Annotated in this window: 22 protein-coding genes; 10 read left to right on the plus strand and 12 right to left on the minus strand. The window is 58.1% G+C overall.

Annotated features, from left to right (window positions below):
* The first annotated feature begins 459 nt into the window (after positions 1-459).
* The 4 genes from AC07VO_RS29595 to AC07VO_RS29610 all read left to right on the plus strand — a co-directional run bounded on the left by AC07VO_RS29595 (position 460) and on the right by AC07VO_RS29610 (position 3674).
* On the plus strand, positions 460-2397 hold the full coding sequence (locus AC07VO_RS29595) for an alkaline phosphatase D family protein (protein ID WP_495007732.1): 1938 nt from the start codon (positions 460-462) through the stop codon (positions 2395-2397).
* A 16-nt stretch (positions 2398-2413) separates the two neighbouring features.
* On the plus strand, positions 2414-2941 hold the full coding sequence (locus AC07VO_RS29600) for a P-loop NTPase family protein (RefSeq protein WP_018930170.1): 528 nt from the start codon (positions 2414-2416) through the stop codon (positions 2939-2941).
* Positions 2942-3168: 227 nt separating this feature from the next.
* Complete coding sequence (locus AC07VO_RS29605) at positions 3169-3423, plus strand: type II toxin-antitoxin system prevent-host-death family antitoxin (protein ID WP_007940444.1); 255 nt, start codon at positions 3169-3171, stop codon at positions 3421-3423.
* Entirely contained in the window at positions 3420-3674 is a 255-nt protein-coding gene (locus tag AC07VO_RS29610; protein ID WP_086946436.1) for a Txe/YoeB family addiction module toxin, read from the plus strand. Before AC07VO_RS29605 ends, AC07VO_RS29610 begins: the two co-directional genes overlap by 4 nt.
* A 6-nt stretch (positions 3675-3680) precedes the next feature.
* On the opposite strand, the gene AC07VO_RS29615 is transcribed toward AC07VO_RS29610, so the two are convergent.
* On the minus strand, positions 3681-4856 hold the full coding sequence (locus AC07VO_RS29615) for an aspartate aminotransferase family protein (protein WP_018930169.1): 1176 nt from the start codon (positions 4854-4856) through the stop codon (positions 3681-3683).
* 102 nt (positions 4857-4958) lie between these two features.
* Here AC07VO_RS29615 and AC07VO_RS29620 point away from each other — a divergent pair, with 102 nt between their 5' ends.
* On the plus strand, positions 4959-5864 hold the full coding sequence (locus tag AC07VO_RS29620) for a LysR family transcriptional regulator (protein WP_026286730.1): 906 nt from the start codon (positions 4959-4961) through the stop codon (positions 5862-5864).
* Between the two features lie 75 nt (positions 5865-5939).
* Complete coding sequence (locus AC07VO_RS29625) at positions 5940-6953, plus strand: sensor domain-containing diguanylate cyclase (protein WP_086946437.1); 1014 nt, start codon at positions 5940-5942, stop codon at positions 6951-6953.
* A 15-nt stretch (positions 6954-6968) separates the two neighbouring features.
* Here the strand turns inward: AC07VO_RS29625 and msrA are convergent, their stop codons facing one another.
* From msrA to msrB, 3 genes are read right to left on the minus strand one after another with little or no spacing between them, the layout of a single operon-like run.
* On the minus strand, positions 6969-7685 hold the full coding sequence (gene msrA / locus AC07VO_RS29630) for a peptide-methionine (S)-S-oxide reductase MsrA (RefSeq protein ID WP_086946438.1): 717 nt from the start codon (positions 7683-7685) through the stop codon (positions 6969-6971).
* A gap of 28 nt (positions 7686-7713) precedes the next feature.
* Entirely contained in the window at positions 7714-9522 is a 1809-nt protein-coding gene (locus AC07VO_RS29635; protein ID WP_086946448.1) for a cytochrome c biogenesis protein DipZ, read from the minus strand.
* A 43-nt stretch (positions 9523-9565) separates the two neighbouring features.
* A complete protein-coding gene (gene msrB / locus AC07VO_RS29640; RefSeq protein ID WP_018930164.1) occupies positions 9566-10081 on the minus strand; it encodes a peptide-methionine (R)-S-oxide reductase MsrB in 516 nt (171 codons plus the stop codon).
* Between the two features lie 152 nt (positions 10082-10233).
* On the opposite strand from msrB, the gene AC07VO_RS29645 reads away from it, so the two are divergent.
* The 4 genes from AC07VO_RS29645 to AC07VO_RS29660 all read left to right on the plus strand — a co-directional run bounded on the left by AC07VO_RS29645 (position 10234) and on the right by AC07VO_RS29660 (position 13893).
* The gene (locus tag AC07VO_RS29645; RefSeq protein WP_018930163.1) at positions 10234-10950 is read left to right on the plus strand and encodes a response regulator transcription factor; all 717 of its coding nucleotides are present in this window, start codon (positions 10234-10236) and stop codon (positions 10948-10950) included.
* A complete protein-coding gene (locus AC07VO_RS29650; RefSeq protein ID WP_086946439.1) occupies positions 10947-12470 on the plus strand; it encodes a sensor histidine kinase in 1524 nt (507 codons plus the stop codon). The genes AC07VO_RS29645 and AC07VO_RS29650 overlap by 4 nt, the downstream gene beginning before the upstream one ends.
* A gap of 66 nt (positions 12471-12536) precedes the next feature.
* Entirely contained in the window at positions 12537-13052 is a 516-nt protein-coding gene (locus AC07VO_RS29655) for a hypothetical protein (RefSeq protein WP_086946440.1), read from the plus strand.
* Positions 13053-13188: 136 nt separating this feature from the next.
* Positions 13189-13893: a hypothetical protein gene (locus AC07VO_RS29660; RefSeq protein WP_018930160.1), complete on the plus strand. Its 705-nt coding sequence runs from the start codon at positions 13189-13191 to the stop codon at positions 13891-13893.
* A gap of 131 nt (positions 13894-14024) precedes the next feature.
* Here AC07VO_RS29660 and cyoE read toward each other — a convergent pair whose 3' ends face one another.
* From cyoE to hmpA, 8 genes are all read right to left on the minus strand, one after another.
* A complete protein-coding gene (cyoE, locus tag AC07VO_RS29665; RefSeq protein WP_018930159.1) occupies positions 14025-14912 on the minus strand; it encodes a heme o synthase in 888 nt (295 codons plus the stop codon).
* Between the two features lie 11 nt (positions 14913-14923).
* On the minus strand, positions 14924-15253 hold the full coding sequence (gene cyoD, locus AC07VO_RS29670; RefSeq protein ID WP_007941629.1) for a cytochrome o ubiquinol oxidase subunit IV: 330 nt from the start codon (positions 15251-15253) through the stop codon (positions 14924-14926).
* The gene (locus tag AC07VO_RS29675) at positions 15254-15880 is read right to left on the minus strand and encodes a cytochrome o ubiquinol oxidase subunit III (RefSeq protein WP_026286729.1); all 627 of its coding nucleotides are present in this window, start codon (positions 15878-15880) and stop codon (positions 15254-15256) included.
* A 3-nt stretch (positions 15881-15883) separates the two neighbouring features.
* On the minus strand, positions 15884-17914 hold the full coding sequence (gene cyoB, locus AC07VO_RS29680) for a cytochrome o ubiquinol oxidase subunit I (RefSeq protein WP_018930157.1): 2031 nt from the start codon (positions 17912-17914) through the stop codon (positions 15884-15886).
* A 3-nt stretch (positions 17915-17917) separates the two neighbouring features.
* Entirely contained in the window at positions 17918-18862 is a 945-nt protein-coding gene (gene cyoA, locus AC07VO_RS29685) for a ubiquinol oxidase subunit II (protein WP_026286728.1), read from the minus strand.
* Positions 18863-19689: 827 nt separating this feature from the next.
* On the minus strand, positions 19690-20199 hold the full coding sequence (locus AC07VO_RS29690) for a disulfide bond formation protein B (protein ID WP_019582334.1): 510 nt from the start codon (positions 20197-20199) through the stop codon (positions 19690-19692).
* Between the two features lie 25 nt (positions 20200-20224).
* Positions 20225-20785, minus strand: coding sequence for an ester cyclase (locus AC07VO_RS29695; protein WP_086946441.1), 561 nt, complete (start codon positions 20783-20785; stop codon positions 20225-20227).
* Between the two features lie 171 nt (positions 20786-20956).
* Positions 20957-22138: an NO-inducible flavohemoprotein gene (hmpA, locus tag AC07VO_RS29700; protein ID WP_018930152.1), complete on the minus strand. Its 1182-nt coding sequence runs from the start codon at positions 22136-22138 to the stop codon at positions 20957-20959.
* Positions 22139-22240: the final 102 nt, after the last annotated feature.

Here is a 22240-nt window from a genome sequence, read left to right on the forward strand (position 1 = left end):
AGCAATCGTTGGTTACATCTTTGATTTCTCGCGGAGTAACTTGTGATGCTGATAATCTTGTTGACTATCAGTCTGACCCCACAAGCACCCACACGAATTGCTTGATTCAGTTGTTAAAGAGCGGTTGGTTAAGATCTTTCGTCTCAACCGAGGCGCGCATTCTACAGCAGCCTCTGTTGCTGTCAAGCAGTAAATTTCAAATTTTCTTCATGAAATTCAACTACTTGCCGCTAACTCAGTTTCAAACTCCTCGTTAGCGGGAGGCGAATAATACAGTGTTTTATTTGGTGGTCAACCACCTGTTGTAATTATTTTTACCTAATCCATGCGGCTTAGGCGCAGTACCGACTTCTGCCTCATGAGCAGTCCAGGCTTTGCTTGCATTACCCGTCGACAAACCCGCCCTCTTTACCAGCTGCGCTATGATCGCGCCCCTCTGCGCCAGGATTCTTGAACGGGATGTCCATGTCTTTGCCACTAGCTGACGCTCATCAATCACTACCACCCGTACTCGTCGGCCCGTTATTGCGGCGCCTGGAACCTGCGCGGCTGGTGCTCTGGCTGGTCGGGTCGCGTGCGCTGGCGCTGACGCTGCGCCTGCAAGGCATCGATATCCGCCTCAATGCGGATCAATGCACGATCATTCCCGTCGGCACTCATGCCTTTATTCATCTAATCGATGTACCGCTGAACACCGCCCTGCCCTGCGACACGCTAATCGAGTACGACCTGCTGATCACCGAGGCGGATGGCGCTCCGTCGGGCATCGCCGAATGGGCACCTCACCTACTATATGGCGAAGCGCGCTGCCCGAACTTTGTGTTGCGCTCACAGATCGATCAGTTGCTACATGGCTCCTGCCGTAAACCTCACCATCCGGCGGCCGATGGCTTGCTGTGTGTCGACCGGTTGCTCGCGTCAGAGCCGGACGCAAGCAAGCGTCCGGTTCTATTAATGATGAGCGGCGATCAGGTGTATGCAGATGATGTCGCGGGGCCAATGCTGCGTGCAATTCATGCCTTGATCGAACGCTTGGGGTTGTTCGACGAACACCTCGACGGCGCAGTGGTCAGCGTCAGCACCAAACTCTACGAACATCCGGCCAGCTACTACCATCGTGCGGATTTGTTACCGGCACTTGAGAGCAACGAAACCCTGCGCGAGCGATTTTTCGGTGGGGCGCGTAAGCCGATTTTCACCAGCAGCAGCGCCGACAATCATTTGGTGACCTTCGCCGAAGTCATGGCCATGTACCTGCTGGTGTGGTCGCCAACGCCCTGGACGTTGATCGCGCCGCAACCACCGACACTGACGCCCGAACGACGCAAGCGTTATGCCCTGGAGCAGACGCGCATCGATGGGTTCAAGGCGGGGCTGGGTGGCGTCGCGCGAGCGATGGCGCATTTGCCATGCCTGATGATTTTCGATGACCACGATATTACCGATGACTGGAATCTTTCTGCGCAATGGGAGGAAACGGCCTACAACCATCCGTTCTCCAAGCGCATCATCGGCAACGCGCTGCTTGCTTATATGTTGTGTCAGGGTTGGGGCAACAACCCGGATGCGTTTGGCAACGTACTGGAAAAAACCCGCTTATTGAGCGTCACGGGGCAAGACCATCACCTCGACAGCGAGATCCAGGACGAATTGATCGATGAACTGCTGAGTTTTCAGCAGTGGCATTACGTGCTGCCCACCCGCCCGGCGCTGGTGGTGCTCGACACCCGCACCCGGCGCTGGCGTAGCGAGATGAATCTCAAGCAGCCGTCGGGCCTGCTGGACTGGGAAGCGCTCAGTGAGCTGCAACAGGAATTGCTCGATCATTCTTCGGCGATCATCGTCTCACCGGCGCCGATCTTCGGCGTCAAATTGATCGAAACCGTACAGCGCGTGTTCAGTTGGTGCGGTTACCCACTGCTGGTGGACGCCGAAAACTGGATGGCTCATCGCGGCGCGGCTCAGGTGATCCTGAACATTTTCCGACACTCCCGCACACCCGGTAACTACGTGGTGCTGTCCGGTGATGTGCATTATTCCTTCGTCTATGAAGTATTGATCCGACACCGCAAGGCCGGCCCGCGTATCTGGCAGATCACCAGCAGCGGCATCAAAAACGAATTCCCACCCGCCCTGCTCGAATGGTTCGACCGCCTCAACCGTTGGCTCTACTCGCCCCGCTCGCCCCTTAACTGGCTGACCAAACGCCGACGCATGCGCATTGTTCCGCACATCCCCGAACACGCCGAAGCAGGGGAACGGTTGTGGAACTCGGCAGGAATTGGCCAAGTGTTCTTCAATGAAAAGGGCCAGCCACAGGATATTTATCAATTCAATGCGGATGGATCGCCGAAGACGCGAATGATCGCGCCAGAAATGTCCGAAACAGCCGACTGACTTCGCACGAATGACCATGAGTAATCATTACCCGGCCACCCTAAACCTCACTCGAACCCTGATCATTGGCAATTCCGGCTCGGGCAAGAGCTGGCTGGCCAAACGACTGGCCGAGCATCTGCAAGTGCCTTGTACCGATCTCGACCTGATTCACTGGGTATCCGATGAACACAGCATCGCCCGTCCCCGCAACGAAGCACTGGGAATGGCGCGGGTGGCGGCGAGTGAAGAGCGTTGGGTTATCGAGGGTGTTTACGGCTGGATGGTCAGCGAACTTGTGGAGCAGGCCACTGCGCTGATCTGGCTGTGTCTGGAGGACGAAGATTGCGTGAACAACATACGCCAGCGAGAAGCGAGGCGGGACGAGAAGGAAGAGTTGCTGATTGCGTTACTCGATTGGGCCGGCAGCTACCGTACTCGCCAAGGGTCCAGTGGATTTGCCGCCCATCAGCGTTTGTTTGACCGGTTTAGCGGGTCGAAACGCCAACTGATGAATCAGGCTGAAGTCTCGGCTTTCGTCAGTGCGGTGCAACCAACCGACTGATCGTCCCTGCCGTTTTCTGCGTGCGAATCGGACTCCTACATTGGACACGACTAGCTGGCGAGATTGTCAGAATGGGATTACATCGTTCGCAGAAACGTCTTGAAGAAGCTTCAGCGATACTTTAACCCAGCGTGGATATGTCGTCTGCGTAATGACCACTCGTAGGTGTCGCCTTGTCATCATGTACTCATTTCTGTACGTTCTTTGCATTGAGCGAGGACTACAACATGCAAACCATCAACTACACCACCGCACGTGCACATCTGGCCGAAACCATGGATCGGGTCAACGAAGACCGTGCCCCATTGCTGGTTACCCGCCAGAAAGGCGAACCTGTGGTGATGATGTCTCTGGCGGAGTACAACGCTCTCGAAGAGACAGCCTATCTGCTCCGTTCTCCAGCCAATGCCGAACGACTGATCAAATCAATCGGCAACCTGCGAGCAGGGAAAACCAAAGTCAGGCAACTTATCGAAGAATGAATATCGAGTTCACTCCTGAAGGCTGGGACGACTATTTGTGGTTTCAGCAAAACGATAAGGCCGGGCTCAAACGAATCAACCTGCTGATCAAGGCGATCCTGCGTGAGCCCTTCGAAGGATTGGGCAAACCTGAACCGCTCAAACACAATCTGAGCGGCCTCTGGTCACGCCGAATCACCTCCGAGCATCGCCTGGTTTATGCAATCGAGAATGGTGAGGTGCACATCGTGCTTTGCAGGTATCACTACTGAGCACATTCAGGCCGCTTTCACCGCCCGCCCCACTCCTCTGACAATCATTTCCACTTCCCGCTCATCAATCGTCAGCGGTGGCAGCAGGCGAATGGTCTTGCCCCGTGTCACGTTGATCAGCAAACCGTGATCCCGTGCGGCGATCAGGGTCAGGTCGCGGATTGGTTGGGCGAGTTCGATGCCGATCATCAATCCCTGGCCACGGATCACCAGGACGTTCGGATCGTCGGCCAGTTCGACGCGCAATCTGGCAAGCAGGCGTTCGCCCTGAAGTCTGGCGTTTTCCAGCAGGCCTTGTTCCTCGATGATCTCCAGCACGGTGCAACCCACCCGACACGCCAGCGGATTGCCGCCGAATGTACTGCCGTGGCTGCCAGGTGTGAATAAATCCGCAGCCCTGCCCCGAGCCAGGCAGGCACCGATGGGCACTCCGTTACCCAGGCCTTTGGCCAAGGTCATGACGTCCGGGATGATGCCTTCGTGCTGAAACGCAAACCACTGGCCGGTACGGCCGATGCCGGTCTGGATTTCGTCGAGCATCATTAACCAGGCGCGCCGGTCACAGAGCTCGCGCACCGCTTTGAGATAACCAGGCGGCGCCACTTGCACACCACTTTCGCCCTGAATCGGCTCCATCAGAATCGCCACAATGCGTGGGCCGTGGGCTTTCTGCGCCTTCTCCAGGGCAGCGAGGTCGCCGAATGGCACTTTAATGAAGTCCCCCGGCAACTTGTTATACCCCAGGCGCACCGCCGGGCCGTCACTGGCCGACAAGGTGCCGAGGGTCCGTCCGTGGAAAGCGTTCTCCATGACCACTACCAGCGGCTGCTCGATGCCTTTGTGCCAGCCGTAAAGCCGCGCAAGTTTCAGCGCGGTTTCGTTGGCTTCGGCACCGGAGTTATTGAAGAACGCCCGCTCCATGCCCGACAGCCGAACCAGTTTCTGCGCCAGCCGCTGTTGCCAGTCGATGCTGTACAGGTTGGATGTGTGCAACAGCAACCCGGCCTGTTCGCTGATGGCCGACACGATTCGCGGATGGGAATGGCCGACGTTGGTCACCGCCACGCCCGCCACCGCGTCCAGGTATTCACGACCGGCCTGATCCCACAGGCGCGTGCCCAGGCCTTTGCTGAAACTCAGGGCCAGAGGTTGGTAAGTGCTCATCAGGCAGGTGGCGGTCATGACATCAAGCTCCATCAATAGTCGGTGTTTTTGCAGTATGGTTAGCCACCTGAGCTGGATAAATACCGCAACACTTCAATCATTTTAAAGCTGGGCTTGATAATGGATTTATTCCAGGCAATGACCGTTTACGTAAGAGTGGTGGAAGCCGGCAGCATGACCGCCGCCGCTTTGCAGTGCGAAATGTCCACGACCATGGTCGGTAATCACCTGCGGGCTCTGGAGCAACGCCTGGGTGTGCGCTTGCTCAACCGTACGACACGGCGTCAGCGTTTGACGGAATTCGGCACGGCGTACTATCAGCGGTGTCTCGAAGTGCTGGGGTTGGTGGCTGATTCCGAACGCCTGGCCGAACAAACCCTCGACGAGCCGAGCGGCACTCTGCGCATCACCGCACCGCTGACCTTCGGCACCGAACGGCTCGCACCGGCCCTGAGCGAGTTCACCCTGCGCTGCCCGCAAGTCAAACTCGATGTCGTTTTGACCAACCAGCGCCTGGACTTGCTCGACAACGGTTTCGACGTGGCGATTCGTCTGGGCACGACCGAGCTGTCCAACATGATTTCTCGCCCGCTCATCGACTACACGATGACCCTGTGCGCATCGAAGGATTATCTGGAGCGTCGAGGCACACCGCAGAAACCCGCCGACCTGCAACACCATGACTGTTTGGCCTTCGCCTACCCGGCCGGAGATGACTGGCACTCGGTAGCCAAACAATGGCGCCTGAAGGGGCCCGAAGGTGAAGTCATGGTGGCGGTCAGCGGGCCGATGTTGATCAACAGCTCGGCGGGGTTGCATCAAGCGGCGCGAACCGGCATGGGCATCGTGATGGTTCCCGATGCGCTGGTGGAACAAGACCTTCGGGACGGAAAACTGGTGGCCTTGATGCAGGACTACCAACTGCCAAGTCGGCCGATGAACCTGGTGTATGCCCAGGACCGCTACCGTTTGCCGAAATTGCGCAGCTTCGTTGACTTTGCACTGCAGTGGTGGGGCAAGCACTAGCCGGGGCAATACGCCATGAACTAATCTCCTCGACTGACGAGTCACGTTAATATCAGGACGGCAGGGAGACCGATGATGGGTGAGGCATCGAAAATCGAGCCGTTGAAGTTCGATCTGTCAGATTTTAACGAAAACATGCTGCACACCATTCTGGAACTGGTCAGCGATGGTATCTGGGACTGGAACGCCAACACCGGGTTCGTCTATCGCAACCCCGGGTGGTACGAGATGCTCGGCTATACGCCTCATTCCCTGGACAACAATGTGTTGACCTGGGAAAACGTGATCCACCCCGACGATTATTCGCGAGTCATGGCGTTGTTTGATGACTACCTGGATCAGCGCGCTCCCGGTTATCAGGCCGAGTATCGCTGTCGCATGCGCGATGGCACTTACACCTGGATCGAGGATCGCGGCTACGTGCTGGCACGTAATGCCGACGGCTCGGTGGCGCGAATGATCGGCGCGCACCGCAGCATCGAAGACAAGAAACGCCTGATCGAAGAAATGGAGCGGCGTAATCAATCCCTGGAAGCCATCGTCAAGGAACGCACTCGGGAGTTGTCCCGGGTCAATCAGCAGTTACAGATTCAACTCGAAGAAAATCGCAAATTGGCAGAAACCGATGTGCTGACCGGCATCGCCAATCGCTATCGACTGGAGAAAACCCTGCCCAAGGAATGCGACCGCGCCCAACGCTTCCGCGAACCCCTGTCGCTGATCGCCATGGACCTCGATGACTTCAAAAACATCAACGATCACTACGGTCACGCCTTGGGAGATGCAGCGTTGGTGCAAGTGATCGAGAGTGTGAAGCACTGCGTGCGCAAAGGCGATCTGTTGGCGCGCTGGGGCGGTGACGAATTCATCCTGATTTTGCCCAATACCTTGTTGGCCGACGCCAGGTCACTCGCTGAAAGAATCCGTCATGGCCTGGCGAGCCTGCTGCCGGTCGGGGACTATCAAGTGACCATGAGTTTTGGCGTGGTGCAGCGCTTTGAAGAAGAACAACAGACCGGGTTGCTGGCCAGGGCCGATCAGGCGTTGTATCGGTCGAAAATCGCGGGCAAGAACCTGATTTCTGGGTGAGGCGACTCCGTCCTGTCAGCCGCCCTGCATGCCCGCTTTCACCAATACTGGTTTTTCCTGATACCGATCCGGATACAGTTGCTTCAACTGAGCCACTTTCGGCAGGTCATTGATCACGATGTAGGGGTACGTCGGGTGCTCGGTCAGGAAGTCCTGATGCTCCTCTTCCGCCGGGTAGAAACCGTTGTAGCTTTCCAGCTTGGTGACAATCGGTTTATTGAACGAATGGGCAGCGTCGAGCTGGGTGATGTAAGCCTGGGCGACGCGTTGCTGTTCGGTGCTTTTCGGGAATAGCGCCGACCGATACTGAGTGCCTCGGTCCGGGCCCTGGCGGTTGAGTTCGGTGGGGTTGTGGGCCACCGAGAAATAGATCTGCAGCAGGCTTCCGTAACTGACCTGAGCAGGATCGAAGGTCACTTCGACAGCCTCCGCATGGCCGGTGTCACCCTCGCTGACCCGCTCGTATTGAGCGGTATTGGCTGCGCCACCGGCATAACCGGAAACCGCATTTTTCACCCCTTTGACATGCTGAAACACGCCTTGGACGCCCCAGAAGCAACCACCGGCAAAAACCGCCGTTTCGCTGTGCGCCTGGGTGGTTTCGTCAAGCGTCGGCGCCGGGATGATGACCGCCTCTTCGGCGCCTGCGAACGAGAATGCAGAGCACTGACCGATAACGCTGGCGGCGGCCAAACCCAGAAATGTGCGACGCCAGTTGAATGGGGTTTTCATGGGCTGTCTCCTGAATGAATGGGGGCTATCAACCAAAGGTAAACGCATACGCCGACACACCCGGGTCGAGAAACTCGATGCTGAAGGTCCGGTCTTTTACGCCTGTGGTCTGGCGTACCAGTTGATACAACCGCTGCTCGGTGACGCTGCCGCTGCCATCAGGCGCGACGTCGATACCGTGGGCATCACCTGGGGGCTTGCCGTCGATCAACACTTTGAAACGCACCGGTTTGCCGTCAGCACCGGGGCCCAACACCAAGTGCAAGTCGCGAGCGTGAAACCGATAGACGATACGACTGGCCGCAGCGTTTGAAACGGCCCGCTCCGGACCGACAGCCCATTGACCGTCCAGGCTCCAGTCATTGAGGGCCAGTTGTGACGGTGGCTTATAGGCAGTCGCCTTGTCCGGCACCAGGCTGGTTTCAGAGGCGAAATGCTCCATCCGCCGGTAGCCGACATAGGTTTCGGGCGATTGCACTTCATTCATGTCCGGGGCGAGTTGAACACCCTGGGCGTTGGCATTGATCAGCCCCTGCGCGACTTTCGCCGCTCCCGCCTCACGCAACAGTTGCTGAATCACTTGCTCGGACTCGGCGTACTTGCCTTCACCAAAATGGTGATAACGAATGCGTCCCTGAGCATCGGCAAAGTAATGGGCCGGCCAGTATTCGTTGTTGAAAGCACGCCAGATCTTGTAGTCATTATCGATGGCCACCGGGTAGGTGATGCCCAGGTCCTTCATGGCTTTGGTGACATTGCCCACATCCCGTTCGAAGGCAAACTCGGGCGCATGGACACCGATCACCACCAAACCCTGATCGCGATACTTCTCAGCCCAGGCCTTCACATACGGCAGGGTGCGCAGGCAGTTGATGCAGGAGTAAGTCCAGAAATCCACCAGCACGACCTTGCCCTTCAACGCCTGAGCGGTGAGTGGGGGCGAGTTGAGCCATTGCACGGCGCCGTCCAGGGATGGAAGGCTGCCCTCAATCGGCAGCGCGTTCGGCGCCTTCGCGGTCACTTTCATCGCCTCTCCAGCGGCCATCATGCCGCCGGCGGGTTGATCGCCGGCCCGTGGAATCTGCGCCATCATCGCCCCGCTGTTGGCCGGAGTCTTACTGGCCAACCGGTTGACCAGCGCCTGTTCGATACCGCCGGTGGACGCCGTTGAAAACCGCGCCAGAATCCCGGTGTCCAGTCCCAGGGCTATCGCCACCACACCAACCAGCATCGCAGCGCCCAGGCCTCGACGCAGCCACTCGCCCGCGCCTATCGAGCGCTTCATTGCGGCGAAGACCTTACCGCCCAGCAGTAGTGCCGCGGCGAGAGAAGTGGCGGCACCGGCCGCGTAAGCCAGCAGCAACACAGTGGTTGCGATGCTTGCCCCTTGCAGCGCCGCGCCGGTCAGCAGCAAACCCAGAATCGGCCCGGCGCAGGGTGCCCAGAGCAGGCCCGTGGCGACGCCGATCAGGAATGAAGCGCCGGGACGCGGCCGGGCATCGGCGCCCGCGGCTTGCGACAGCCGACCGCCGGCTGCCACCAGTGGACGCGTCAGGCGCTCGGCCAACCGCGGCAGCAACAGCGTCAACCCGAACAGTGCAACGAACAGCAACGCGAGCCAGCGACCGTATTGATTGACTTGCACCACCCAACCGCCGCCCACCGCCGCCAACGAGGCGACGAGCGCGAAGGTCAGCGCCATCCCCGCCAGCAGCGGCAAGCCACTTTTCATAAATGGCTGCCCGGTGCGAGCGAAGACAAAGGGCAATACCGGCAGAATGCACGGGCTGACAATCGTCAGCACACCACCGAGATAAGCGAGGACCAGAAGCCACATAACGTCGACCTGCATGAAGTGAGTGAAAGGAAGTGCCCATGGATCACGCCTGTGGCTTGAAGGTCAGCGCCAGGCCGTTCATGCAGTAGCGCAGACCGGTGGGCTTTGGCCCATCCTCGAAGACATGCCCCAGATGACCGCCGCAACGACGACAGTGCACCTCTTCGCGCAATACACCGAAGGAGCGGTCCTGTCGGGTGGCCACCGCGTTGTCCAGGGGAGCCCAGAAACTCGGCCAGCCAGTACGACTGTCGAACTTGGTGTCGGAAGAAAACAACGGCAGATCACAACCGGCGCAGGCAAAAACGCCTTTGCGGTGCTCGTTGTTCAGCGGGCTGCTGTAGGCCCGTTCGGTGCCCTCTTCGCGCAGTATTTCGTACTGCTCGGCGCTGAGCCGGGCATGCCATTCGCTGTCGCTGTGGGTCACCTCGAAAACCTCCTGCGCGCGGGCTTCATCGACCAGCGCAACGCTTGTGGAAAATTTTGGCAATACACCGATCACCAGGGCTGCAGCCCCCAGCCCGCCGCTCGCTACAAGAAACTGTCGCCGTGAAAACATGGCCTTCTCCAAAATTCCAGGTGCCTTGCATGGAACACAGCCTAGGCTTGAGTTGATCGCCAAATCCTCACGAGGAGTTAAATAATTCGTGATAACTCAACCTCAGGAAAACCCGCACAATGTGTTCATTGCGTCACAAAGGATCGAGCTCCATGGAACAGACCAAACGCGTCCTGGTGGTCGAGGACGACCTGCACATCGCCGACCTTATCTGCCTGCATCTGCGTGATGAGCAGTTCGAGGTGGTGCACTGCGCCGACGGCGACGAGGGCATGCGTCTGTTGCAGCAAGGAAGCTGGGACGCACTGATCCTCGACCTGATGCTGCCCGGCGTCGACGGCCTCGAAATCTGCCGCCGTGCCCGGGCCATGGCCCGATACACACCGATCATCATCACCAGTGCGCGCTCCAGCGAAGTGCATCGGATTCTGGGGCTGGAGCTCGGTGCCGACGATTACCTGGCCAAACCGTTTTCCATGCTCGAGCTGGTGGCACGGGTCAAGGCACTGCTGCGACGGGTCGACGCCATGGCCCGCAATCTGAAAATGGATGCAGGCAGTCTGATCAGCGATGGCCTGTCCATCGACCCGATCACCCGTGAAGTCTCCCTCGACGGCCGGCGTCTTGACCTCACGCCACGGGAATTCGACCTGCTGTACTTCTTTGTCCGTCAGCCTGGCAAAGTCTTCTCGCGCATGGACCTGCTCAATGCGGTGTGGGGCTACAGCCACGAAGGCTACGAACACACGGTCAACACTCATATCAACCGCCTGCGGGCAAAGATCGAGGCCGATCCGGCGCAACCGGCGCGCATCCTCACGGTGTGGGGCCGTGGCTACAAATTCGCAGCAAGCGGAGAGCAGCCATGAGGCTGACCCTGACTCAACGCCTGTCCCTGGTGTTCGCCGTGCTGTTGCTGGTGTGCTGCGGTACCTCGGCGTGGATGCAGGTGCGCTCCAGTCAGATGCATGAACTGGAAGTGGTGCAAGGCTTGTCGCGGGATCTGGCGCAACACATTGCCCACGACACCGTGCTGATGGACCGCAATGGCCCGATGCCCAATGCGGTGCGCGAACTGTTCAGCCAGCTGATGCTGGTCAATCCCAGTGTCGAGGTCTATCTGCTGGACACAGGAGGCCGGATTGTCGGCAGCGCCGCGCCCGAAGGCCGGATACACAGGGAGCAGGTCGATCTGCTGCCAATCCAGCGCTTGCTCAAAGGCGAGGCATTGCCGATTCTCGGCGACGATCCACGCAGCGTCGACGGTCGCAAGGTGTTCAGCGCCGCGCCTTTGCGGGTCAACGGTCAGCCGGCCGGTTATCTGTACGTGGTGTTGCTCAGCGAAGCGCATGACCGCTTCGCCGAGCGCGGAGCCACCAGCGCCGCACTCAATACCGCGTTGTTGTCCATCGGACTGGTGGCGTTGCTGTGCCTGATTGCCGGCCTCACGGCATTCGCCCTGATCACCCGGCCATTGCGTCGCTTGACCGAGAAAGTCAGTCAGTTCGATATCAACGGCGTTCCGACCGCTTCGCCGGAACCTGAGCCGGAGCCCATGGAAAAGGCCGCCAGCCACGATGAAATAGCCGTACTCGACGCAGCCTTCCGACAGATGCAAGCGCGCCTCGGTGAACAATGGCGCTCGCTGACCCGTCAGGATCAGGAGCGTCGCGAACTGGTGGCCAACATCTCCCACGACCTGCGCACACCGCTGGCCTCGCTGCACGGTTACCTGGAAACCCTTTCGCTCAAGGACGCCACCTTGTCCCCCGCCGATCGCCGTCGCTATCTGGGAATCGCCCTGGATCAAAGCCGCAAGGTCGGCGGCCTTGCGCAATCGTTGCTGGAACTGGTGCGGCTGGAACACGGTTTCGTGCAACCGGTGCTGGAGCGTTTCTCCCTGACTGATCTGGTGCAGGACATTTTTCAGAAGTTCGAACTCAGCGCCGAAGCGCGCCAGATTGAACTCAAGGCCACCTTCGCCCCCAACGTCGCCGTGGCCTGCGCCGACCTGGGGCTGATCGAGCGGGTGCTGACCAATTTGTTCGATAACGCCCTGCGCCACACGCCCCAAGGGGGAGAAATCGAACTCAGCCTCCGCCCCCAAGGGGCTTTTATCGAAGTGACCGTCAGCGACACCGGTCCTGGCATCGCCCCCCCATTACGTGAAGGGCTGTTCCTGCGTCCATTCAACATTGGTGGCGCACGGCGCGATGGCGGGCTGGGATTGCGGATCGTGCACCGAATCCTGCAATTGCACGGTCGCGAGATCGAGCTGATCGATGTGCCGGGACGCGGCGCGACTTTTCGCTTCTCCTTACCGGTGGATGAGCAAACGGCGGAGCAATGGATGACTCGTTCGATGAATATGAATTCGACGGGGAAATAGTCGATAGCCTCGGCCATGGCAGCAGCTATTATCCGGACTCTTCATTCCCGGCACGGATGCTACGTAATGCTCAATACCCTGCAAAACACCCCGCTATGGGTTTATGCGATCTTTCTGCTGCTCTGTTACTACGGCGTCAAAGCCTTATCCCCAACCCATGAAAGCAAAACGTCGTTGCTTGTCACTCCACCGCTTTTGCTCGGCTGGTCGTTGTACTCGCTGAACCTGACGCTGAACCCTCAACTATCGATTGGCTGCTGGTTGGCCGCCGTCATTATGGGCAGCCTCACGGCACTGGTTGTATTTGCGCACAAGGGTATTGAGCTGGATGATCCGGAAACCGGGCTGATCGTGCCGGGCACGGTTAAAACACCGGTGCTCTACCTGCTGTTTTTTGCCGTGAACTATTACTTCGGCTATCAGGATGAGGTGCATCCGGAGTTCGCCGTCACTGTTGAGATGTTGCTGCTCAAGGCCACGGCGTCAGGTTTTGTCTGCGGATTGATCAGCGGGCGGGCGCTGAAACTTTATCGGGTGCTACTGACACTCCAGGCAAAACGCCCGCAGATGTCAGTCAGCTAAAAGCGCTCTCACCAAAAATGCAGACCAGCCACCGGTTCATCCGTGACAACGCAGCGCTGGTCCAATAGATTAGGCGGCCTGAAAAAGCCCCGTGCTTTCTCGCCTCTATCCAAGTTAAAGAAGTAGTGAAATTTCAATGTCCGATTCCAATACCGCTGAATCCGTAGTCACCTTGTCGTCCAAAGCGGAATACGAAAACTCCATCAATCTTTCACAACACGTGCCTCAGGCCAAGACCATCAGCGAGATGGTTCTGGACGCTTTTCAATCCACCCGGGAAAGCGACCAGATCCGCGAACTGCGCGCCGCGATTCGCCAGGCTCACGACAGCTTCGATGACGATAAAGCCTACGAATTGATGGGCGAACTCAAGCAATTGAAAGACGCCGAAGCGGCCGATATTGCCGCCCTGGAAGACCTGAGCAGCAAATTCCCGATCAGCCGCATTCTGTCCAGCTTCAAGGACGACCCGGCGTTCCAGGAAATCGTTTATGGCTTGGCGCTGAAAGTGCTGAACCAGACTCACCAAGCCATCAGCAACCCGAGCAGCGGCAAGAGCAAAGCGGCTCGCGCCAAAAAAGAAGTCGAAGTGTTCACCATCAGCAAGGACGGCATCAGCGTCACCCTGCCCCTGCGCACCCCGCGCTCGCGCCTGAACGTTGACCGTGAAGCGCTGGAATTCCTGGGCTTCACTTTCGTCGGCGAAGGTGAAGAAGCGGAGCTGGAAAGCGAGACGTTCCTGGACAATGCCGGGGCCGAACAACCGGTCAACCGAAAAAACATCATCACCGCGCTGCAGCAGCAGACCGCGTTCGACGGTTACAGCATCGCCGCGCAGTAACGCTAAACGCTGCACACAAAAATCCCCGCCATCAAGCGGGGATTTTTATTGCCTGTACACCAATCGTGATTAAACGAAAAAGCCCCGCCCTTCTCACGAAGGGCGGGGCTTTTCTTTACAACATCCGACGCTTAAGGCGCGTACGTCAGCAACAGCTCGCCCGGCACTTTGAAGTCCAGCGACATCATCACGCTCAACGCAGTAATGGTGAAGATCGAGAACACGAACAGCTTGCGTGCCCAGACCGTGTCATCCACTGCCTTGTAGCCGGTCCAGGCCATGTACAGCCAGTACATGCCCATGGCCGCGGCGACGGCGAGGTAGCTCATGCCGGCGTAGCCGCTGAAGGTCAGCATCAAGGTCGCCACGAGGAAGGCCAGGATGTAGAGCAGGATGTGTTTCTTGGCCACTTCAATGCCGCGCTTCACTGGCAGCACCGGAATCGATGCGGCCAGGTAATCGTTGAAACGGAAGATTGCGATGGCGTAGGAATGCGGCATCTGCCACAGGCTGAACATCACCAGCAACGTCAGTGCGGCCATGTCGAAGTTATTGCTGACTGCGACGTAACCGATCACCGGCGGCATCGCCCCCGACAGACTGCCCACCAGCGTGCCGTGAACCGACTTGCGCTTGAGGTACAGGCTGTAGAAGCCGACGTAGATGACAAAACCGATCACCGCGAACAACGCGGCCAACGGGTTGGCCACCTTGTACAACAACGCAACGCCGGCGACACCCAGGACGGTCGCATAAGCCAGGGCCAGTTTCAGGGAGATCAAGCCCTGGACCAGCACCCGGTTCTTGGTGCGTTCCATCTTCAGGTCGATGTCGCGGTCGATGCAGTTGTTGAACACGCAACCGGAAGCCACGACCAGGGACGTGCCGATCATCGCGGCCAGGAAAATGGCCAGATCGACATGCCCTTTGGAGGCCAGGAAAAATCCGCCTGCCACAGAAAGCACGTTACCGAAAATGATCCCCGGTTTGGTGATTTGGATAAAGTGCTTAAAGGACATCCGGACTTACCTCACTTCGCCATCATGTTGGTGTGGATGCTGAACATGATCCACAGCGACAGGCCAACCAGCAGGACAATCACGATCGCGGCGAAAACAAACGCAATCACGTTGTTACGCTGCGCGGCGGAACGGTCCAGGTGGAGGAAGTACACCAGGTGCACCAGCACCTGGATAACGGCGAAAGCCAGTACGATCCACAGAGTCAGTGACTTCGGCAGCGACGGGTACATCACCAGACCGAACGGGATCAGGGTCAGGATCACCGACAGGACGAAGCCAATGACGTAGGACTTGACGCTGCCGTGACCGGCGTCGTCATGAGAGTGCGCGTTAGCCATTTACATAGTCCCCATCAGATAAACAACGGTGAATACGCAGATCCACACCACGTCCAGGAAGTGCCAGAACAGGCTCAGGCAGCTCAGACGGGTCTTGTTGGTCGCCGTCAGGCCGTTTTTCTGCACCTGGTACATCATGATCGCCATCCAGATCAGACCGCTGGTCACGTGCAGACCGTGGGTGCCGACCAGGGTGAAGAACCCGGACAGGAAGCCCGAACGGTTAGGGCCGTAGCCCTCGGAGATCAACATGTGGAACTCGTTGATCTCCATGCCGATGAAGCCGGCACCGAACAGGAAGGTCAGGGCCAGCCAGCCCAGGACCTGCTTCTTGTTGCCACGGAAGAACGCCAGCATGGCGAAGCCGTAGGTGATCGAACTGAACAGCAGCAGAGCGGTTTCGCCCAGTACGTATGGCAGTTCGAAGATGTCGTGGCCCGACGGGCCACCCGCTACGTTGTTAACCAGTACCGCGTACGCTGCGAAGATCGACGCAAACAGAATGCAGTCGGTCATCAGGTAGAGCCAGAAACCGAATACGGTCATCTCGCCCGAGTCGTGGTGATGGTCATCATGCCCATGTCCATCGACATGGGTGTGTCCAGCATTGGTCACTAAGTTCGACATGGTTTAAGCCTGTTCCAACGAGGTTTCAACACGGGTGGTGGTGGCTGGGACTTTCCCGGCTGCTACCAGACGCTTGTGCTGCTCGGCTTCGATGCGCTCGATCACGTCGACCGGCACGTAGTAGCCTTGATCATCACGGGCCGCGTGGATCGCGAAGTAGATCACGGTGCCTGCCAGGCTGGCGATTGCCAACCACCAGATGTGCCAGATCATCGCGAAACCGAATACGGTCAACAGTGCGCCCATGACCACACCGGTCGCGGTGTTGTTTGGCATGTGGATCGGCTCGTACTTGGTCGGAGCCTTGTACGCGGTGCCGTTTTCCTTGGCTTCGGTGAACGGGTCGACAACGTCGGCTTTTGGCAGCACGGCGAAGTTGTAGAACGGAGGTGGCGAGGAGGTCGACCATTCCAGGGTGTGGGCATTCCATGGGTCGCCGTGCTCGCACATGTTCTGCGGCAGCTTGCGGTCACGGATACTCACGTACAGCTGGATCAGCTGGCAGGCGATACCCGCAGCGATCATCACCGCACCGAACATGGCAACGTACAGGTACGGCACCCACTCAGGGTTGGTGGTGGCGTTCAGACGACGGGTCATACCCATGAAGCCCAGTACATAGAGCGGCATGAACGCGACGAAGAAGCCGGAGATCCAGAACCAGAATGCTGCCTTGCCCCAGCCTTCGTGCAGCTTGAAGCCGAACGCTTTCGGGAAGTAGAAGGCGAAGCCTGCGATGTAACCGAATACCGCGCCGCCGATGATCACGTTGTGGAAGTGCGCGATCACGAACAAGCTGTTGTGCAGTACGAAGTCAGCACCCGGGATGGCCAGCAGTACGCCGGTCATGCCGCCGATGGCGAAGGTCACCATGAAGCCCAGGGTCCACATCACCTGGCTGGTGAAGCGCAGACGGCCCTGGTAGATGGTGAACAGCCAGTTGAACAGCTTCACACCCGTCGGGATGGAAATCAGCATCGTCGCCAGACCGAAGAAGGCGTTGACGCTGGCACCCGAACCCATGGTGAAGAAGTGGTGCAGCCAAACCATGAAGCCCAGGATCGAGATCGCGCCCGAAGCGTAGATCATCGAATGGTGGCCGAACAGCTTCTTGCCGGTGAAGGTCGAGATGACTTCGGAGAAGATACCGAACGCCGGCAGGATCAGGATGTAAACCTCAGGGTGACCCCAAGCCCAGAACAGGTTGACGTACATCATCGGATTACCACCAAGTTCATTGGTGAAAATGTGGAAATCCATGTAACGGTCAAGCGTCAGCAAAGCCAGGGTAGCGGTCAGGATCGGGAACGAAGCCACGATCAGGACGTTGGCCCAGGTGCAGGTCCAGGTGAAGATCGGCATGTCCATCAGCTTCATGCCAGGGGTACGCATTTTCAGCACGGTGGCCAGGAAGTTGACCCCCGTCAGCGTCGTACCTAGCCCGGATAGCTGCAGCGCCCAGATGTAGTAATCCATCCCCACGCCCGGGCTGTATTGCAGACCCGACAGCGGCGGATAGGCAACCCAACCAGTCTTGGCGAATTCGCCTACGCCCAGGGACAGGTTGATCAGCACCACGCCGGAAACCAGCAGCCAGAAGCTCAGGGAGTTCAGGAACGGGAAGGCAACGTCACGCGCGCCGATCTGCAACGGCACTGCAAGGTTCATCAGGCCGGTGAAGAATGGCATCGCCATGAAAATGATCATGATCACACCGTGGGCGGTGAAGATCTGGTCATAGTGTTCAGGTGGCAGGTAGCCAGGCGAACCCTCGGTGGCCATGGCCAATTGGGTACGCATCATGATGGCGTCGGCAAAGCCACGCAGCAGCATGACCATGGCGACGACGATGTACATCACGCCGATTTTCTTGTGGTCGACCGAGGTCAACCACTCGGTCCACAAATAGGTCCACTTCTTGAAGTAGGTGATTGCAGCGAACAGTGCCAGACCACCGAGCGCGATCATGGCGATGGTCACCATTACGATCGGTTCGTGGAACGGGACCGCTTCCCAACTTAATTTACCAAACATCGTTTACTCCTCTGCCCCGGCAGCTGAATGCGAACTCATGTCCATTCCTTCCATGGCGGCCACTTCGTGCTCTTTCTTCTCGTGGTGCACTGGCTTGCCCGGTTTCATGCCTTCGTACTTGTCGACGATGATCTGGAACAGGTTCGGCGTGACCGAGGAGTAAAGCTCGACTGGGTTGTTCTGGCTTTGTTTGGACAGGGCTGCGTATTCAGCTTGTTCAAGCTGTTTAGGTGCCTTTTTGACTTCGCTTACCCAGGCGTCGAAATCTTCCTGAGAAGTGGCGATAGCTTTGAATTTCATGCCGGTGAAACCCGCGCCGCTGTAGTTGGCGGAGATACCGTCCATTTCAGCGTTCTGGTTGGCGATCAGGTGCAGTTTGGTCTGCATGCCCGCCATCGCGTAGATCTGACCGCCCAGAGCAGGGATGAAGAACGAGTTCATCACGGCGTCGGAAGTGATCTTGAAGTTGATCGGGGTGTGCGCCGGGAACACGATCTTGTTGACCGTGGCGATGCCTTGTTCCGGGTAGATGAACAGCCACTTCCAGTCCAGCGCGACCACTTCAATGGTGACCGGCTTGACGTCGGATTCCAGCGGCTTGTAAGGATCCAGTGCGTGGGTCGACTTGTAGGTGACGTAACCCAGGGCAATGATGATCAGTACCGGAATAGTCCACACCGCGATTTCGATCTTGGTGGAGTGGGACCATTTTGGCGTGTAGACGGCGTCCTGGTTGGAAGCGCGGTATTTCCAGGCGAACAGGAACGTCATGACGATGACCGGCACGACGACCAACAGCATCAGCAGCGTTGCGGTGATGATCAGGTTTCGCTCATCCAGGCCGACCTGGCCCTTGGGATCGAGCAAGGTCATGTTGCAGCCTCCCAGCAACAACGTGCCGAGCAGCGGCAATAAGCCTAGTAGTCTGGGGTACCTGTTTTTACTCATCTCACGACCTCTAAAGCAGCTTGCGCAATGCAGTTGGGTTTTGATCGCCAACACTTCACCCTGCCAAGGGTTGGCATTTTTCTTGGATTGAATAAGGGCCTGCCCGTCGCGCGTCAGACGCGGCTCGACAATTGCTGGGCCTGCGGTGTGTTCTTATTCGAATTCGTGGTCAAGGGCCTTGTTACAGACCAATTCCATTTGGTGCGGATCGTCGGAAGGCACCGACAATGGGGGGTCGCATGAAGCCATCAGGCTTCTCGACGCCCTGTTCTACTCATAAGCCTGAGTCAGGATGAGCAGTGCCGGGAATTCAGTGCGGGCGATTGTAGATATGTAGCGATTCATAAACCATGTCTCATCCCGAAATAATTTTTATCCGTTCCAGCAACAATCATTCACGGTTTTTGCAAAAGTGGGCCATGGTATCGAAATTAATTCTCAACAAAAACACCAAAAAATGTAGGTGTACCGCGCGAAGTTCAGACAGCTTCCTGGGCTCTGCGCTCGCCTCAGACCCTGCTCTACCCCCTATGTGACAAGGGCTTTGGCCATTCGCCAGCCCCTGTTAAAACTGCCTGTTTCGGCTGATTGGCACTGAAAGCGGTAGTGGCTTGCAGAGCCTGTTTTGGGTACCTTGAGGTGTCCCGATTCCATGTCTTGAAATGACTTGCGACACTCGAGCTGTGACAACATGTCGCACACATGCCGCATCCATAATTGTCGCGCATCAAGGTCTTTTCATTTGAGCTTTGAACATGCAAAACGCCCCGGCCTCTGAACGAGGAGCGGGGCGTTTTTTGTTTCCTGCAACGGTGTGGCGGACGGTCTCAGCGCAGGGCTTTGCGGTTACGCCAAGTGAGCAGCGGCACCAGCACCACGACCAGCACGAACGCCGTCAGCGCCCACTGTGCCAGGGACAAACCAAGGATCGGCGGGTACGGCGTGGAGCAGAAACCGTCGACCTGGAAGCCCAGCGGGAAGATCTTCGCCAGCGGCAGGCCGTCGACGATCGGTTGCAGCACATCGATGCCACAGCTGACTTCCGGGTACAGCTGGGTATAGACGTGATGCCCGGCCACCCCGACGCCTGCGATGGCGCTGATCACCACCAACGCCTCGAACAGCGTGATGCTGCGGCGGGTGCGCATCGCTGCGCCGATAAACGCGAAGAGCGCGATCAGCAACAATGCGTAGCGCTGCAAGATGCACAGCGGGCACGGCGCCTCGCCCAGCACCACTTGCATGTACAGCGCGCCACCGATCAGCGCCAGGCAGATGATGCCCAGCAACACCAGATAGCGCCGTTCACGTCCCAACCGCATTGTTTCCTCGCTCATCGCGTTTCCCTTCTGTGTCCGTGGATCAGCTCGCCGGCGGCTGCGCTTGCAGCTGCTGCATCAGGCTGATGTTGTCTTCGATATGCCAATTGGCCGTGATGCGACCGTTGTCGATCTGATAGATATCGGTTGCCCGGAAGTCTACACGCTGCCCCTGACCTTTGAGAGCCTTGAACGGGCCGGTGAAGTGCCCGCGAAAGTGCAAATGCACCACCACCCGATCACCGGCAATGATCATTTGTTCGATCTCGCAGCTCAGGTCCGGCACCGCCGTGCGAAAGAACTTCGACGCCAGCAGTGGCCCGGTCGGCCCCTGAACCCGGCCTTCTGGCGGGGTCTTGTCGACGAACTGCTCTGACAACGCAGCCTTGGCCAACCCCTCCTCCCCGGTGTTCCAGAAGCTGCCATAACGCCGGGCGGCCAATTCCATGGAATCGCGCTGCGCCTTGGACAGGCTCTGATCGACAATCAGGCTCTTGGGCTGGAGCAAGGTCGGTTCGGCAGAGGCAAACGGACTCGCCAGCAGCGCAGCGGTCAGGCTGAAGCCGGCCAGGGTTAAACGGCGGGAGATAGTGATGTGAGTCATGGGGCGATCCTGATCATGTAAACGAACGAGCGCCTATCATCAGCATCGGGGAATAAACGATAAACCGGTTAAGAACGGATTAACCTTTAAGCGTTTTTTACGAATCGGGACCGAGGTGAAGCTTGCCCGCGAAGAAAGCGACTCGGTCCCCCGACCGAGTCGCCGCACTGCTTACTCCAACGCCGCAGCCGGCCCGAAGAACTCGTAACGGCTTTGCTTCTCCGGCACACCCAAGGCCTTGAGGTGACGCTTGATCGCCGCCATGAAGCCTTTAGGCCCCAGGAAGTAAGCATCCACATCGCGTTGCTGCGGCAACCACTCGCCGAGTTGCTCCTGGCTCAGCAGGCCAACCTTGTCCGCCGCCGGGCTGACGCCATCGTCTTCGGCGTAGCAATAGAAACGCTTGAGCTGCGGATGACGCTCGGCCAGCCCGTCGATCCAGTCGCGGAAGGCATGCACGCTGCCGTTGCGCGCACAGTGAATAAAATGCACCGGCCGCTCGGTCGCCAGCGCCGCTTCGAGCATTGCCAGCGTCGGGGTGATGCCGACACCGCCACTGATCAGCACCAACGGTTTGTCGCTGGCGGTCAGGGTGAAGTCGCCCGCTGGCGGGAACAGCATGATGCTCGCGCCGACGTGCAGTTGATCGTGCAAATGGTTGGAGGCGCGGCCACCGGTTTCGCGCTTGACGCTGATGCGGTACTGGCCCTTGTTGGCCAGCGCCGACAGCGAATAATTACGCCGGATTTCTTCGCCGTCGAGGATCAGTTTCATGCCGATGTACTGGCCGGGCTCGGCCGCGAGAATCGGCCCTTTATCCGCCGGTTCGAAGTAGAACGAAGTGATTTCCGAGCTTTCCTCGACCTTGGCCGCCACGATGAATTCCCGCGCGCCGCGCCAGCCGCCCGGTGCCTGGGCTTTCTGGTCGTAGATACTGGCTTCGGCACCGATCAGGATTTCGGCCAGTTGGTTGTAGGCCGCGCCCCAGGCGCTCATCACTTCAGGCGTGGCAATTTCGTCGCCCAGTACTTCAGAGATGGCTCGCAACAGGCAGCTGCCCACGATTGGGTAATGTTCCGGGAGGATTTGCAGGGCCACGTGCTTATTGATGATCTTGGCCACTAGGTCGCCCAACTGATCGAGCTGGTCGATGTGCCGCGCGTACATCAATACACCGTTGGCCAAGGCGCGAGGCTGATCGCCGCTGGCCTGGTGGGCCTGGTTGAACAGCGGGCGGACTTCCGGGTATTCGGAGAGCATCATGCGGTAGAAGTGAGTGATCAATGCCTCGCCACCGCTTTCCAGCAGCGGTACGGTGGACTTGACGATGGCACGGTCTTGAACGCTAAGCATAAGAGCAACTCCTGGGCTTTATATGAATAGCCTTTGCTTATCAGTTTTCATGCCAACAATTAAAACCTTATAAATCAAACAGTTAAAAACAAAGTAGTCATA

This window comes from Pseudomonas sp. GW821-FHT03E01 (assembly GCF_059420765.1).